The organism is Streptomyces sp. NBC_01515 (assembly GCF_045040345.1).
Lineage (GTDB): Bacteria > Actinomycetota > Actinomycetes > Streptomycetales > Streptomycetaceae > Streptomyces.
In genome coordinates, this window is record NZ_CP109416.1 from 3467590 (window position 1) to 3482611 (window position 15022).

At 69.4% G+C, this 15022-nt stretch carries 13 protein-coding genes; 1 reads left to right on the forward strand and 12 read right to left on the reverse strand.

The window, feature by feature from the left end:
- Positions 1 to 34: 34 nt before the first annotated feature.
- The 5 genes from OG407_RS15360 to OG407_RS15380 all read right to left on the reverse strand — a co-directional run bounded on the left by OG407_RS15360 (position 35) and on the right by OG407_RS15380 (position 4909).
- A complete protein-coding gene (locus OG407_RS15360) occupies positions 35 to 1621 on the reverse strand; it encodes a Na+/H+ antiporter (RefSeq protein ID WP_405858480.1) in 1587 nt (528 codons plus the stop codon).
- Positions 1622 to 1725: 104 nt separating this feature from the next.
- Complete coding sequence (locus tag OG407_RS15365) at positions 1726 to 2196, reverse strand: GNAT family N-acetyltransferase (protein WP_405858482.1); 471 nt, start codon at positions 2194 to 2196, stop codon at positions 1726 to 1728.
- Complete coding sequence (locus OG407_RS15370) at positions 2193 to 3137, reverse strand: RluA family pseudouridine synthase (RefSeq protein WP_403595302.1); 945 nt, start codon at positions 3135 to 3137, stop codon at positions 2193 to 2195. The genes OG407_RS15365 and OG407_RS15370 overlap by 4 nt, the downstream gene beginning before the upstream one ends.
- Positions 3138 to 3231: 94 nt before the next feature.
- Positions 3232 to 3810 (reverse strand): signal peptidase II, encoded by a 579-nt coding sequence (lspA, locus tag OG407_RS15375; RefSeq protein WP_405858484.1) that lies wholly within the window; start codon positions 3808 to 3810, stop codon positions 3232 to 3234.
- 61 nt (positions 3811 to 3871) lie between these two features.
- Positions 3872 to 4909 carry a TraR/DksA family transcriptional regulator gene (locus OG407_RS15380; RefSeq protein ID WP_405858486.1) on the reverse strand — a complete coding sequence of 346 codons (1038 nt, stop codon included), beginning with the start codon at positions 4907 to 4909 and terminating at the stop codon, positions 3872 to 3874.
- Positions 4910 to 5513: 604 nt separating this feature from the next.
- Between OG407_RS15380 and ileS the strand changes: the two genes are divergently transcribed.
- Positions 5514 to 8651 carry an isoleucine--tRNA ligase gene (gene ileS / locus OG407_RS15385; RefSeq protein WP_405858488.1) on the forward strand — a complete coding sequence of 1046 codons (3138 nt, stop codon included), beginning with the start codon at positions 5514 to 5516 and terminating at the stop codon, positions 8649 to 8651.
- 219 nt (positions 8652 to 8870) lie between these two features.
- On the opposite strand, the gene OG407_RS15390 is transcribed toward ileS, so the two are convergent.
- The 7 genes from OG407_RS15390 to OG407_RS15420 all read right to left on the reverse strand — a co-directional run bounded on the left by OG407_RS15390 (position 8871) and on the right by OG407_RS15420 (position 15001).
- Positions 8871 to 10127 (reverse strand): DivIVA domain-containing protein, encoded by a 1257-nt coding sequence (locus OG407_RS15390; RefSeq protein ID WP_405858490.1) that lies wholly within the window; start codon positions 10125 to 10127, stop codon positions 8871 to 8873.
- Between the two features lie 52 nt (positions 10128 to 10179).
- On the reverse strand, positions 10180 to 10470 hold the full coding sequence (locus tag OG407_RS15395) for a YggT family protein (protein WP_019062316.1): 291 nt from the start codon (positions 10468 to 10470) through the stop codon (positions 10180 to 10182).
- Positions 10471 to 10520: 50 nt separating this feature from the next.
- Complete coding sequence (locus OG407_RS15400; protein WP_033284465.1) at positions 10521 to 11162, reverse strand: cell division protein SepF; 642 nt, start codon at positions 11160 to 11162, stop codon at positions 10521 to 10523.
- A 129-nt stretch (positions 11163 to 11291) separates the two neighbouring features.
- Positions 11292 to 12011, reverse strand: a complete 720-nt coding sequence (locus OG407_RS15405; RefSeq protein WP_405858492.1) for a YggS family pyridoxal phosphate-dependent enzyme — start codon at positions 12009 to 12011, stop codon at positions 11292 to 11294.
- Between the two features lie 6 nt (positions 12012 to 12017).
- Positions 12018 to 12746: a peptidoglycan editing factor PgeF gene (pgeF, locus tag OG407_RS15410; RefSeq protein ID WP_405858494.1), complete on the reverse strand. Its 729-nt coding sequence runs from the start codon at positions 12744 to 12746 to the stop codon at positions 12018 to 12020.
- A complete protein-coding gene (ftsZ, locus tag OG407_RS15415) occupies positions 12743 to 13930 on the reverse strand; it encodes a cell division protein FtsZ (RefSeq protein WP_403595283.1) in 1188 nt (395 codons plus the stop codon). The genes pgeF and ftsZ overlap by 4 nt, the downstream gene beginning before the upstream one ends.
- A gap of 276 nt (positions 13931 to 14206) precedes the next feature.
- Positions 14207 to 15001, reverse strand: a complete 795-nt coding sequence (locus OG407_RS15420; protein ID WP_405858496.1) for a cell division protein FtsQ/DivIB — start codon at positions 14999 to 15001, stop codon at positions 14207 to 14209.
- Positions 15002 to 15022 lie beyond the last annotated feature (21 nt).

Here is a 15022-nt window from a genome sequence, read left to right on the forward strand (position 1 = left end):
CGGCGAACGGGCAGTGTGCGCGGGCGGGCAACGCTCACCTCAAGCTACGCACATCCAAATGCCGAAGCACCCGGTCCACGATCTCCGGATCCGCCCCCGGCTCACTCCGCGCCGCCAGCACCTCATGCCGAGCCGCGCTCATCATCTCCCCCTGGATCCGCCGCATCCGCTTCACCCGCTTGACCCGCTTCTCGTACGCCTCCCGCCGCTCCCCGTCCCCCACCTCGGGAGAGATCCGCACCCCGATGTCGAACGCCCGCCGCAACAACTGCTCGGACACCTCCTCCGGCAGTTCCTCGACATCCTCGATCTCCCGCAGCCGCCGCTTCGCGGCCTTCGCCGCCCGCACCGCCAGCTCCTTCTCGAACGCCTTCTCGCTGTCGGTGTCGGCCCGCACCCCGAGCCGCTTCACCAGCCACGGCAAGGTGAGCCCCTGAAGCACCAGCGTCGCCATGATCACCCCGAACGCGATGAACACGATCTCGTCCCGGTCCGGGAACGCCGACCCGTCGTCCATGGTCAGCGGAATCGCCAGCGCCAGGGCCACGGACGCCACCCCGCGCATCCCGGCCCACCACATGATCACGGTCTCCCGCCAGGACGTCGGGATCTCCTCGTCGTAGTCCCGCTTGGCGTGCAGCCGTTTCGTCAGCCAGGTCGCCGGCAGCAACCACGCCAGTCGTACGACGACCACGACCCCGACGATCGCCGCGGCCCAGCCGAGCATCTCGCCCCACCGCCCGGACGCCGTACGGATCGCGTTGTGCAGTTCGAGCCCGATGAGCCCGAACGCGACCCCGGTGACCAACGTGTCCACGACATCCCACACGGTCGCCCCGGCGAGCCGGGTCAACACGTCATCGGCACCCAGGGAGTACTCCGCCAGGAACAGCGCGGTGGTGAGCACGGCGAGCACCCCGGAACCGTGCAGTTCGTCGGCCAGGACGTACGAGGCGTACGGCACCAGGAGGGTCAGCCCGATCTGCAGGGTGGCGTCGTCGAGCGCCGACATCAGCTTGTTCGTGGCCCATCCCAGGGTCACTCCGACCGCTACGGCGACGACGGCGGACAGCACGAAGTCGAGCCCGGCGCGCCAGAACTCGAAGCTCCCGCTGACGGCCGCGGCGATCGCGACGTGGTAGAGCACGATGGCCGTCACGTCGTTGAAGAGACCCTCGCCCTCCAGGATCGACACCAGCCGGCGCGGCAGCCCGAGCTGTCCCGCGACGGCGGTCGCGGCGACCGGGTCGGGCGGCGCCACCAGCGCACCGAGCGCCACGGCGGCCGCGATCGGCAGCCCCGGCACGATCGCGCTCGCGACGGCGGCCACGGCGAGGGTGGTGACGAAGACCAGCGCCACGGCCAGCAGGAAGATGGGCCGGATGTTGGCCGTGAACTGCCGCCAGGAGGTGCGCCGTACGGCCGCGTACAGCAGCGGTGGCAGCAGCAGGGGCAGGATCAGGTCGGGCGGGACGTTCACGTTCGGCACGAAGTCGGCCACCGCGAGGACTATCCCGAGGAGGGTCATGAGCACCGGCGCCGGCAGACCGAACCGGTCCCCCAGCGGGACGCTCACCACGGCCCCGAGCAACAGGACGAAAAGCAGGGCCAATTGATCCACGGTCAGGGCTCCGGCGGGATCTCGACGTTCACACAGCGGACGCCCCAGCCTGCCACGCCGCCCGCCCGACCAGCTCTTTCGACGCCCTCAGGTTGTGGAGCCGGTCACAGGGCGCGCCGCATCGCCCGGTGCGGAATGCCCGCGTCCGGGAACTCCGGACCGTACGCCTCGTAGCCGAGCCGTTCGTAGAACCCCAGCGCATGGGTCTGCGCGTGCAGATCCACGGCGGCCAGCCCACGCGCGCGTGCCGCGTCCTCGATGGCCCGCACCAGCGCGACCCCGACCCCGAGCCCCCGAGCCTCCTTGGTGACGGCCAGCCGCCCCAGGGACCCCACGGCCGGATCCCCGCCGGTCTTCGCCGCGGCCACCTCGCCGTACAACAACCGCCCGGTCCCGAGCGGCACCCCGTCCTCACGCACGGCCAGCACATGCGTCGCTACGGCGTCGTAGTCGTCGTACTCGATCTCCTGGGGCACGCCCTGCTCGACGACGAAGACGTCCTTGCGCACCGCGAAGCAGGCCTCACGGTCGGCCGGGTCCTCGGCGACGCGCACCGCACAGGGCGTCGGACTCATGCGTACGTCTCCTCGCGCACCAGGTCCAGGGCCTGCTGGAGGTCGTCCGGGTAGCCGCTCTCGAACTCGACCCACTGGCCGTCGGCGGGGTGCTCGAAGCCGAGCCGGACGGCGTGCAGCCACTGCCGGGTCAGGCGCAGCCGCTTGGAGAGCGTCGGGTCGGCGCCGTAGGTCAGGTCGCCGACGCACGGGTGGCGGTGGGCGGCCATGTGCACGCGGATCTGGTGGGTGCGGCCGGTCTCCAGCTTCACGTCGAGCAGGGAGGCCGCGCGGAACGCCTCGATGAGGTCGTAGTGCGTGACGGACGGCTTGCCCTCGGCGGTGACCGCCCACTTGTAGTCGTGGTTCGGGTGGCGGCCGATGGGGGCGTCGATGGTGCCGCTGGTCGGGTCGGGGTGGCCCTGGACCAGCGCGTGGTAGCGCTTGTCGACCGTGCGCTCCTTGAACTGGCGCTTCAGGGAGGTGTACGCCCGCTCCGACTTGGCGACGACCATCAGGCCGGACGTGCCGACGTCGAGGCGGTGGACGATGCCCTGGCGCTCGGCGGCACCGGACGTCGAGATGCGGTACCCGGCGGCGGCCAGCCCGCCGATGACCGTCGTCCCGGTCCAGCCGGGGCTGGGGTGGGCGGCGACGCCGACCGGCTTGACGATCACGATCACGTCATCGTCGTCGTAGACGATCTCCATGCCCTCGACGGGCTCGGCGACGATCTGCACGGGCGCGGCCGCCTGCGGCATCTCGACCTCCAGCCAGGCCCCGCCGTGCACCCGCTCGGACTTCCCGACCACCGAGCCGTCGACCGTGACCTTCCCCGACGCGGCCAGCTCGGCGGCCTTCGTGCGGGAGAAGCCGAACATGCGGGAGATGGCGGCGTCGACACGCTCGCCCTCCAGGCCGTCGGGCACGGGCAGGTTTCGGATCTCGGGAACTGTGCTCACCCGGTCGAGTATGCCGGACGGGTCCGACACCGCCTTACCCGAGCCGGAGCGCTCAGGCCTCGCGGACCCGCCGTCGGCCCTCGCGGATCCGCGCTCAGTCCTTGTGGACGGTGCCGTCCGGGTCGAGACCGCGGAAGGAGAGCAGCACAATCAGGATGCCGCCGCACACGATCGCCGAGTCGGCGAGGTTGAACACGGCGAAGCCCTTGGGTGCGATGAAGTCGACGACCTCGCCCTGGAAGATGCCGGGCGAGCGGAAGATCCGGTCGGTGAGGTTGCCGAGCGCACCGCCGAGCAGCAGCCCTAGCGCGATGGCCCACGGCAGGCTGTAGAGCTTGCGGGCCAGCCGGGCGATCACCACGATCACGGCGGCCGCGATCATCGTGAAGATGACCGTGAAGGCCGCGCCGAACCCGAAGGCGGCGCCCGGGTTGCGGATCGCGTGGAACTCCAGCCAGTCCCCGAAGACCTCGATCGGCGCGTGGTGCTCCAGCTTGGCGACCACGAGCAGTTTGCTGACCAGGTCGAGGGCGTACGCGAAGGCGGCCACCACGAACAGGACGGCGATCCGGCGCCTGCCCCTGGGGGGCGACGCGCTGTCACCCTGCTCCGGCTCTGCCCCCGCCGCCTCTGGGGTATCCGGCGTACCGATGATGCGCTCCGCCTCTGCCACGTGAGTCCCTCGACCTAGGTGCCTAACTCAGGATGAGGGTACGGCACACCTGTCGGGGGCTTCAGTACCGGCGTTCCTGCTTCTGCTTGCACTCGACGCAGAGGGTGGCCCGGGGGAAGGCCTGCATGCGGGCCTTGCCGATCGGGTTGCCGCAGTTCTCGCACAGGCCGTAGGTGCCCGCGTCCAGCTTCCCCAGGGCGCGCTCGGTCTGGATCAGCATCTCGCGCGCGTTGGCGGCGAGCGCCATCTCGCTCTCGCGCGTGATGTTCTTCGTGCCGGTGTCGGCGTCGTCGTCGCCCGCGCCGTCCCCGGAGTCCCGCATCAGACCGGCGAGGGCCTGCTCGGTGGACGTGATCTCCTCGCTGAGCCGCGCGGCCTCGGACTGCAGCTCGGTACGGGCCTCCTCGACCTCCTCGGGCGTCCAGGGGGCCTCGCCGGGGCGCACCGCGAGCTCGCCGGGCACCGCCGCGACCCGCGCCTTCGGAACGGCCCTCTTCGCCGCCGTGGCCGTGCCAGGAGTCTTCTTCGCAACCACCGTCGTGGCTCCCGTCTGCTCCGCGGCCTGCGCCGCGCCCGCCTTTGCCTTCTTGGCCGCGCTCTTCTTCGTGCCGGTCGCGCTCTTCGTACCGGTCGTGGTCGTGCGATTCGTGCCCGTGGTGCTCTCCGTGGAACCGCTTTTCGCGCCGCCGATGCTCTTCGTAGGGCTGCTCTTCGCCGATGTGCTCTCAGGGGCGGTCTTCTTCACGGCCGCTTTCTTCACGGCCGTCTTCTTCGTGTCCGTAGCCTTCGGGACGGCCGTCGCCTTCGTAGCGGTCGTCTTCCTGGTGACCGTCTTCGTAGCGGTCGTCCTCGTAGCGGCCGTCCTCGTAGCCGTGGCCTTCGTAACCGCCGCCTTCTTCGCCGCCGTGGATTTCGCGGCGCTCTTCTTGGCCACCGTCTCCTCGGCCACTGTCTCCTTGGCCACCGCCTTCTTGACGGCCCCCGGTCTCTCGGTCCCCTCCCCCGTCCCTTCCCCGGTCGCCTTCTTCGAAGAAGGCGCCTTCGTAGCGACCGCCTTCTTCGCCGCGGTCTTCTTCGTTGCGGTCTTCTTCGCCACCATGGCCGCGGCCCCTTCACATTTTGTGATCACGCACGCGAATCGTGCTGGGACGATAAATCGACTTGAGTCCCGCGGCAACGGGGCACGCCGCCCGATTCGTCCACCCCCCTGGCCCCGCGCGGCAAGCCTTCATGCGTTGTGCCCAGCTCCCCGCCGGGTAATCCGCCGAGTCCGACACGCCGAACATCGAACGCGTGTTCAGCGCCATTCGAGTCATGAAACGTGTTCGCAAGCCTCCCGCTGCGGCCCCCGCAAAACCGGTCGGCCGCTGTCCGTGCGGCGCCGTACACTGGCCGGAGCGAGAAGCGTGGATGGGGACGAGTAGCGGCGTACGCAGCCCAGAGCGACCCGGGGACGGTGGAAGCCCGGGGGCGAGCGCGACGTGAAGATCACCCCGGAGCCGCCGGAAGAAAGCCGCAGCCCACCAGCCGCGGCCGGTAGACCCGGTATCGCGACCCCAATGAGGGGGCTCACTGGTGTGCAAGGTGCACCGGGGAGCCAAGGAGGGTGGTACCGCGGGAGCGCGCCGCACACGGCGTACGGAAAGTCGTAGCTCTCGTCCCTCCGGACGGAAGGCAAGAAGTCCGCCGGAGGAAGCTCGCTGATGACAACGCCGACGTACCGCCAGGTGCCCGCCCAGGTCGACCTGCCCGCGCTGGAGCACGCCGTGCTCGACTTCTGGCGCGAGCAGAAGATCTTCGCCAAGACCCTGGACCAGTCCGAGGGGCGCCCCGAGTGGGTGTTCTACGAGGGCCCGCCCACGGCCAACGGCATGCCGGGCGCCCACCACATCGAGGCGCGCGTCTTCAAGGACGTCTTCCCCCGCTTCCGCACCATGCGCGGCTACCACGTGGCCCGCAAGGCCGGCTGGGACTGCCACGGCCTCCCGGTGGAGCTGGCGGTCGAGAAGGAGCTGGGCTTCACCGACAAGCAGGACATCGAGGCGTACGGCATCGCCGAGTTCAACGCCAAGTGCCGCGAGTCCGTGACCCGGCACACCGACGCCTTCGAGGCGCTCACGACCCGCATGGGGTACTGGACGGACCTCGAAAACCCGTACCGCACGATGGACCCCGAGTACATCGAGTCGGTCTGGTGGTCCCTCAAGGAGATCTTCGACAAGGGCCTGCTGGTCCAGGACTACCGCGTCGCCCCCTGGTGCCCGCGCGACCAGACGGGCCTCTCGGACCACGAGCTGGCGCAGGGCTACGAGACGGTCGTCGACCCCTCCGTGTACGTCCGTTTCCCGCTCACCTCCGGTCCGCTGGCCGGCCGTGCCGCACTCCTGGTGTGGACGACGACCCCCTGGACGCTGGTGTCCAACACGGCCGTCGCCGCCCACCCCGAGGTCACCTACGTCGTCGCGACGAACGGCGAGGAGCAGCTCGTCGTCGCCGAGCCGCTGCTCGCCAAGGCCCTCGGCGAGGGCTGGGAGACCACCGGCGAGTCCTTCACCGGCGCCGAGATGGAGCGCTGGACGTATCAACGTCCGTTCGAGCTCGTGGAGTTCCCCGAGCCCGCCCACTACGTGGTGAACGCGGAGTACGTGACCGTCGAGGACGGTACGGGCCTGGTCCACCAGTCCCCCGCCTTCGGTGAGGAGGACCTCAAGGTCTGCCGCGCGTACGGCCTGCCGGTCGTGAACCCGGTCCGCCCGAACGGCACCTTCGCCGAGGACGTCCCGCTCGTAGGCGGTGTCTTCTTCAAGAAGGCCGACGAAAAGCTCACCGAGGACCTCAAGGACCGCGGCCTGCTCTTCAAGCACGTGCCGTACGAGCACAGTTACCCGCACTGCTGGCGCTGCCACACCGCGCTGCTCTACTACGCGCAGCCCTCCTGGTACATCCGCACCACCGCCGTCAAGGACCGCCTCCTCCAGGAGAACGAGAACACCAACTGGTTCCCGGACACGGTCAAGCACGGCCGCTACGGCGACTGGCTGAACAACAACATCGACTGGGCGCTGTCCCGCAGCCGCTACTGGGGCACCCCGCTCCCGATCTGGCGCTGCGAGGACAACCACCTCACGGTGGTGGGCTCCCGCGCGGAGCTGACCGAGCTGACGGGCACCGACCAGTCGGGCCTGGACCCGCACCGCCCGTTCATCGACGCGGTCACCTTCGCCTGCCCCCAGTGCGGCGGGAGCGCCACGCGCGTGCCCGAGGTCATCGACGCCTGGTACGACTCGGGTTCGATGCCGTTCGCGCAGTGGGGCTACCCGCACAAGAACAAGGAACTCTTCGAGTCCCACTACCCGGCGCAGTTCATCAGCGAGGCCATCGACCAGACCCGCGGCTGGTTCTACACGCTGATGGCGATCGGCACCCTGGTCTTCGACAAGTCGTCGTACGAGAACGTCGTCTGCCTCGGCCACATCCTCGCCGAGGACGGCCGCAAGATGTCCAAGCACCTGGGCAACACCCTGGACCCGATCCCGCTGATGGACCGTCACGGCGCCGACGCGGTGCGCTGGTTCATGGCCGCCGGCGGCTCCCCGTGGGCGGCACGCCGCGTGGGCCACGGCACCATCCAGGAGGTCGTCCGCAAGACCCTCCTGACGTACTGGAACACGGTCGCCTTCCAGGCCCTGTACGCGCGCACGTCCGACTGGGCGCCCAGCGCGGCGGACCCGGCCCCGGCCGACCGCCCGGTCCTGGACCGCTGGCTCCTGTCCGAACTCCACGCCCTCACCGACCAGGTGACACAGGCTCTGGAGTCCTACGACACCCAGCGCGCCGGCAAACTCCTCTCGGCGTTCGTCGACGACCTGTCCAACTGGTACGTCCGCCGCTCCCGCCGCCGCTTCTGGCAGGGCGACAAGGCCGCGCTGCGCACCCTGCACGAGGTCGTCCAGACGGTCACCCAGCTGATGGCCCCGCTGACCCCGTTCATCACCGAGCGGGTCTGGCAGGACCTCATCGTCCCGGTGACCCCCGGCGCACCCGAGTCCGTCCACCTGTCCACGTGGCCGGAGGCGGACCTCTCCGTCATCGACCCCGAGCTGTCCAAGCAGATGGTCCTCGTACGCCGCCTGGTGGAGCTGGGCCGGGCCACGCGCGCGGAGTCGGGCGTCAAGACGCGCCAGCCGCTGTCCCGCGCGCTGATCGCGGCCACGGGCTTCGCCGCCCTGGACCGCGAGCTGCACGCCCAGATCACCGAGGAGCTGAACGTCGAGGGACTCGCCTCGCTGAGCGAGGTCGGCGGCTCGCTGGTCGACACCACGGCCAAGGCCAACTTCCGCGCCCTGGGCAAGCGCTTCGGCAAGCGCGTCCAGGACGTCGCCAAGGCCGTGGCGAACGCGGACGCTGCCGCACTGTCCCTGGCGCTGCGCGAGGGCACGGCGTCCGTCGAGGTGGGCGGCGAGACCATCACGCTGGCCCCGGATGAGGTGATCATCACAGAGACCCCGCGCGAGGGCTGGTCCGTGGCCTCCGACTCGGGTGCGACGGTCGCCCTCGACCTGGAGATCACCGAGGAACTCCGTCAGGCAGGCCTGGCCCGTGACGCGATCCGCCTGATCCAGGAGTCCCGCAAGAACAGCGGCCTGGACGTCGCCGACCGGATCGCCCTGCGCTGGACCTCGACCGACCCGGCCGTCATCGCCGCCCTGTCCGAGCACGCGGCCCTGATCGCCGACGAGGTCCTCGCCACGGACTTCGCCCAGGGCGAGGCCGACGACACCTACGGCACCCCGTTCACCGACGAGGGCCTGTCCCTGGTCTTCCGCCTGCACAAGGCGTAGGCACCACCGGCACGGGAAAGGGCCCGGCCTCCTTCGTGGAGGCCGGGCCCTTTCTCACGCCCAACGGTCAACTCACCTGATCCACCGGCCAACTCACGTGTCCAGACGGTCAACTCACGTGATCCAGCGCTCAACCCGCGTAAAAAGGGCGGGGCCCCGGATCGAAATCCGGGGCCCCGCCCTGAACGCTGCCGACGCCGAAGGCGTACTAAAGGCCGGTCAGTTGTCGTCCTCGTCGATCAGGAACCCGCGCATCGGCGAGGGAGCCTGGCCCATCGGCGACGGGCCCTGCGGCCGGACCGGCGCCATCGGCTGGGTCATGGCCGGGGACATCTGCTGCTGGCCGCCGTAGGACGGACCGGGGGGCGGCGGGCCGCCCATGCCCTGGTTGCCGCCGTACGACGGGGCGCTGGCGCCTGCCGGGGCCATGGAAGGCGCCGGGGACGGCGGAAGCGACGCGGTCGCCGGAGTGCGCGGCGGGGCCAGCGAGTCGTCGGCCTGGGTCTCCAACTGACGCAGCTGGGACTCCAGGTAGGACTTCAGACGCGTGCGGTACTCGCGCTCGAAGCCGCGCAGGTCCTCGACCTTGCGCTCCAGCGTGGCGCGGGCGGACTCCAGGGAGCCCATCGCGACGCGGTGCTTCTCCTGCGCGTCCCGCTCCAGGGCGTCGGCCTTGGCACGGGCGTCACGCTCAAGACCCTCGGCGCGCGAACGGGCCTCGCCGACGATCTTGTTGGCCTCGGAACGGGCCTCGGCGATCGCCTGGTCGGCGGTCTGCTGGGCCAGCGAGAGGACACGGGCGGCGCTGTCGCCACCGGGGCCCTGCTGCGGCATGCCGCCACCCATGGGACCGCCCATGGGGCCGCCCATCTGCTGCTGCATGGGGGGCTGGCCGCCCATCTGACCCTGCATCGGGCCCTGGCCCATCTGCTGCATCTGACCCTGCATCGGGCCCTGGCCCATCGGACCGCCCATGGGGCCCTGTCCCATCGGACCCTGACCCTGCGGGCCACCCTGACCCTGGCCACCGGGGCCTGCGGGCAACTGCGGGGCACCGCTCGGCAGCTGGGGCGGGCCTCCCATGGGGCCGCCCATCTGCTGCTGCGGCGGGCCCGATATGCCGGCGGGCACCGGGCCGCCCGGACCGCGCATGCCTTGCGGGGGCATGCCCTGCTGGGGCATCCCCTGCTGCTGCATGCCGCCTTGCTGCATGCCGCCTTGTTGCATGCCACCTTGCTGCATGCCGCCCTGCTGCTGGTCCTGTTCGGGGGGCTTGCGCATGTTCTGTTGGTTCTGGGCCGCGGCGCGCGTGGCCGCGGCCAACTTGGCGCGCAGGTCCTCGTTCTCGCGGAGCAGGCGCGTCAGTTCGGCTTCGACCTCGTCGAGGAAGGCATCGACCTCGTCCTCGTCATAGCCTTCTCGGAGGCGGACGGTCGTGAACTGCTTGTTCCGCACGTCCTCGGGGGTCAACGGCATCTCTTCACCTCAACGTAGTCATCGGCAGTCGGCAAGACCGTATCGTCCACTGTCACCTCGCGAGATTGCCCACGATAGAGATCAAGATGTAGACGATGATCATCAGGACGAAGAAGGACAGGTCGAGCGCCACGCCTCCGAGACGCAACGGCGGGATGAACCGCCGCAGAAGCTTCAACGGTGGATCGGTGACAGTGTAGGCGGCCTCCAGAACGACCACCATCGCCTTGCCGGGTTGCCATGAGCGGGCGAACTGGAAGACGTAGTCCATGACCAACCGGAAGATGAGCACGATGAGGAACACCATCAGCGCGATGTAGATCACCTGCGCGAACACGCTCATGGTCTGTCTTTCCCTCTCCCCTGTTCCGTGCTTTCTAGCGGCTGTCTGTCTCAGCTCTGATTGAAGAACCCGCCCTCTGCGATGCGGGCCTTGTCCTCCGCCGTGACATCGACGTTAGCAGGCGACAACAGGAACACCTTCTGCGTCACCCGCTCGATGCTGCCGTGAAGACCAAACACCAAACCGGCCGCAAAGTCGACAAGTCGCTTGGCGTCTGTGTCATCCATCTCAGTCAGATTCATGATCACCGGGGTGCCCTCACGGAAGTGTTCCCCGATGGTACGGGCCTCGTTGTAGGTCCGGGGGTGAAGTGTGGTGATCCGGTAAGGCTCTCGTTCCGACACGACCTTGGGCATGATCACCGGTGCGTTCTTCTCCAGGGACTGGCGTTCTTGTGTGATGGATGCCACGGGCGCGATACGCGCCGGACGCCCTGATTCCGCACCCAGTGAAGCGGAATGGGACACCGGTTCGCGAGGGGCCGGAGGCTGCACCACTCGTACCGGTTCGTCCCTTTGAGACTGATGAGGGGTGTGCGACTGGTGCGACGGCTCGTGCCGTCGACGGTCCCGCTCGGGCTCCGGGTCCAGTTCGGGTTCGAAGTCGTCATCGGGGTCGAAACCCCGGCCGTCGTACCCATCGTCCTCCACGAGGCCGAGGTAGACCGCCATCTTGCGCATCGCGCCGGCCATGCTCTGAGTCCTCCGCTCTGTGGTGGATCGGCTGACGAACTGCCAAGTGCCCGCGATCCACGAGGTCGTTACGCCCACCTTCGGCGGTAATGACCATATTTTCTGCTGTGGTCCGACTTCCTGGCGACGTTACCCGAGCCTGGGGCGCACGCCGAGTACCGCAGTGCCGACGCGCACATGTGTCGCTCCGGCTGCCACGGCCTGTTCGAGGTCCGCACTCATCCCTGCCGACACCATGTTCGCAGCAGGATGGGCTCGGCGCAGGTCAGTCGACAAATCCATCAACCGCCCGAACGCCTCCAGTTGGCGTCCCGCGTACTCACCGGTGAGCGGGGCGACGGTCATCAGCCCGTCGAGCCGCAACCCCGGAGCCCCGGCGACGAGATCGGCCAACTCCCCGATCCCGCCCGGTCCGACGCCGCCCCGCTCGCCCCGCCCGCTCACTCCCGCGTCGAGTGCGACCTGGATGAGACAGCCCAGTTGGCGCCCGGACCGCTCGGCCTCCTTCGACAGCGCGGTGACGAGCCGGGACCGGTCGGCCGACTGCACGACGTCGGCGTAACCGGCCACGGATCGCACCTTGTTGGTCTGCAACTGACCGACGAAGTGCCAACTCAGCGGCAGATCCGCGCATGCGGCGGCCTTCGGGGCGGCGTCCTGGTCCCGGTTCTCGGCGACATGACGCACACCGAGTTCCGCCAACATCCGCACGTCACTTGCCGGATAGGTCTTGGTGACCACGATCAGGGTCACTTCTTCACGCTTGCGCCCGGCCGCCGTACAGGCGGCGGCGATGCGCTCCTCGACTTTCGCCAGATTCACGGCGAGTTCTTGCCCACGGTCCGTCATGTCCGATCAGTCCAGCCAGACATAGCTCGCCAGGCGCCCCGTCGTACGGTCGCGGCGGTACGAGAAGTGGTCGTCGGATTCACGGGTGCACACCGGCGACTGCTCCCGGTCGCGCACCCCGAGCCGGTCGAGCTGCGCGTGCGCTCCGGCGGTCACGTCGACCGCGGGAGTGCCCCAACTCGTCTCGGCGTACGCCGCCGGTTCCACGGCGGCGACGTCGGCGCGCATGTCCGCGGGCACTTCGTAGCACCGGCCGCAGACGGCGGGCCCGGTGCGGGCGACGATCCGGGCGGGATCGGCGCCGAGTTCGACCATGGCCGCCACGGCGGCGGGGACGACCCCGGCGACCATGCCCGGGCGTCCGGCGTGGGCCGCGCCCGCGATCCCGGCGACCGGGTCGGCGAGCAGGACCGGCGTGCAGTCGGCGGTCAGCACGGCGAGGGCGAGGCCGCGCCGGGCGGTGACGACCGCGTCGACGGAGGGGATGTCCGAGGCGCCCCAGGGCTCCTCGACGACCGCCACGTCCGCGCCGTGCACCTGGTTCATCCAGACCACCAGCGCCGGGTCCAACCCCAGTGACTTGGCGGCCAGTTCGCGATTGGTACGGACCGCTTCGGGGTCGTCGCCGACCGCGCCGCCGAGGTTGAGCTCCTCGTACGGAACGGCGCTCACCCCGCCCCACCTGTCGGTGAAGGCGAAGTGCGCGCCGCTCACGGTGTCGAACTGTCCTATCACTTCAGGAAGTCCGGTACGTCCAGCTCCTCGGCGGCGCTGTCCGAGTAGGTCCGCGACGGCGGGACCGGCGGGGCGACCGGGTGGTCGGCGACCGGCTCCGGGGCGGACTCCGGCTCCTCCTTGGGCTTGACGCTGCCGAGCGAGCCGAAGGACGGACGGCTCTCCTGCCGTACCGGGGTCGGCTCGTCGCGGCGGGCCGAGGATGAACTCGTGCCCGTCTCGCGGCGGGTCGGCGGCTGGCCGCCGTCGAAGCCGGCCGCGATGACCGTGACCCGGACCTCGTCGCCGAGGGCGTCGTCGATGACCGCGCCGAAGATGATGTTGGCCTCGGGGTGGGCGGCCTCGCTGACCAGTTGGGCCGCTTCGTTGATCTCGAACAGGCCGAGGTCGGAGCCACCGGAGATGGAGAGCAGGACGCCGCGGGCGCCGTCGATGGAGGCTTCCAGGAGCGGCGAGGAGATCGCCATCTCGGCCGCCGCCACCGCGCGGTCGTCGCCGCGGGCCGAGCCGATGCCCATGAGGGCCGAACCGGCCTCGGACATCACGGACTTGACGTCGGCGAAGTCGAGGTTGATCAGGCCGGGGGTGGTGATGAGATCGGTGATGCCCTGCACGCCGGAGAGCAGGACCTGGTCCGCCGACTTGAAGGCGTCGAGGACCGAGACCTGGCGGTCCGAGATGGACAGCAGCCGGTCGTTCGGGATGACGATGAGGGTGTCGACCTCTTCGCGGAGTTCGGCGATGCCGTCCTCCGCCTGGTTCGCCCGGCGCCGTCCCTCGAAGGTGAACGGGCGGGTGACCACGCCGATGGTGAGGGCGCCCAGGGTGCGCGCGATGTTGGCCACGACGGGCGCGCCGCCGGTGCCGGTGCCGCCACCCTCTCCGGCCGTCACGAAGACCATGTCGGCCCCCTTGAGGACCTCCTCGATCTCCTCGCGGTGATCCTCGGCGGCCTTGCGGCCGACGGCCGGGTTGGCGCCGGCGCCGAGTCCGCGGGTGAGTTCGCGGCCGACGTCGAGTTTGACGTCGGCGTCGCTCATCAACAGCGCCTGCGCGTCGGTGTTGATGGCGATGAACTCGACGCCCTTGAGACCGACCTCGATCATCCGGTTGATGGCATTGACACCACCGCCGCCGACACCGATGACCTTGATGACTGCGAGGTAGTTCTGCGGTGCTGCCACGTCGAAGGCCTCTCGCCTCGAATTACGTCGCCGTCGCCGTGCGGTTCCGCGCGGGACGGCAGATGCCGAATGGGACGGTCCGTAGCGCCGACCCGAACCCTAACGTTGAAGTTTAGGGTTACCAGTGTGTCCGTTCCTTGAAGTCTTCTGAACAGGACACTAAGTCGACAAGTGGCGCACGTTCAACGAACACGCCGAACCTCCCGTTTTTCTTTTCACCCTATGTGATCAGCCGTAGCGCTGCCCAACCAGGGTGCTGGCCTGCGCGAATGTGCGTCAACTCCCGGCTGACGCAGGGGCGGTGGGAACGCTTACGTCGAAGTGCCGGGCGCCGGAAGCTGCTTTCATGAGAGCGGTGAGCGTACGCGCCTTCGCCGCGCCCTTGTCGCCACTTCCCCAAGAGACCGTCCGGCCGCCGCTCAACTCCAGTGAGATGTCGTCGTAGGAACGGACCTTGACGACCTGGGTGACCCGTGCGACCGCGGCCGGAATGTCACCCGCGACCTTCACCGCCTCGCGCACGAGTCGGTCCTCGCCGAAGCGGCGCAGGCCCGCTGCGGACGAACTCGATTGGGAGAGCGCCAATTCGAGGGTGGGGACGGACTTCGGTGGCGTGGAAACAGTGGCGAACCGTACGCCCTGGTCGTCCACTTCGATGAAGTTTCCGCCCTTTTTCTCCATCAGGACCGGGCTGCGTTCGGTCACTTTCAGCCCGATTCCATGAGGCCAGGAACGGACTACGTCAACGGTGTCAATTCGGGTCAATTTACTGCGGAGTCGGGCTTCGATCGCATCGGTGTCGACGGAAACGAGCGGTCCGCCGACCGGAACGCCGGCGGCTTCGCGCACCTGTTCCGGCGTCAGAACCCTCGTCCCGGAGACCGACACCTTCTCCACCCGCAGCCACTGCGAGCCGTAGAGCAGCCAGATCGCGGCGGTGCCCAACAGGACTGCGGCCAGGGCGAGTACGACAATCAGACGAAGGCGTCTTGGTCCCAGACGCCGGACAAGGGGCGGGCCGGACGACTCCTGTTGGCGTTCACCGCGCTCGGCGGTGCTCGGTCCGGCCACGCTCCCCTGCCTCTCTCACAT

Bases quoted from the DNA above. Each gene is read 5' to 3' on its own strand.
- OG407_RS15365 (WP_405858482.1), bottom strand. From the start codon at position 2,196: ATGAGTCCGACGCCCTGTGCGGTGCGCGTCGCCGAGGACCCGGCCGAC.
- OG407_RS15380 (WP_405858486.1), bottom strand. From the start codon at position 4,909: ATGGTGGCGAAGAAGACCGCAACGAAGAAGACCGCGGCGAAGAAGGCG.
- ileS (WP_405858488.1), top strand. From the start codon at position 5,514: ATGACAACGCCGACGTACCGCCAGGTGCCCGCCCAGGTCGACCTGCCC.
- OG407_RS15390 (WP_405858490.1), bottom strand. From the start codon at position 10,127: ATGCCGTTGACCCCCGAGGACGTGCGGAACAAGCAGTTCACGACCGTC.
- OG407_RS15395 (WP_019062316.1), bottom strand. From the start codon at position 10,470: ATGAGCGTGTTCGCGCAGGTGATCTACATCGCGCTGATGGTGTTCCTC.
- OG407_RS15400 (WP_033284465.1), bottom strand. From the start codon at position 11,162: ATGGCCGGCGCGATGCGCAAGATGGCGGTCTACCTCGGCCTCGTGGAG.
- OG407_RS15405 (WP_405858492.1), bottom strand. From the start codon at position 12,011: ATGACGGACCGTGGGCAAGAACTCGCCGTGAATCTGGCGAAAGTCGAG.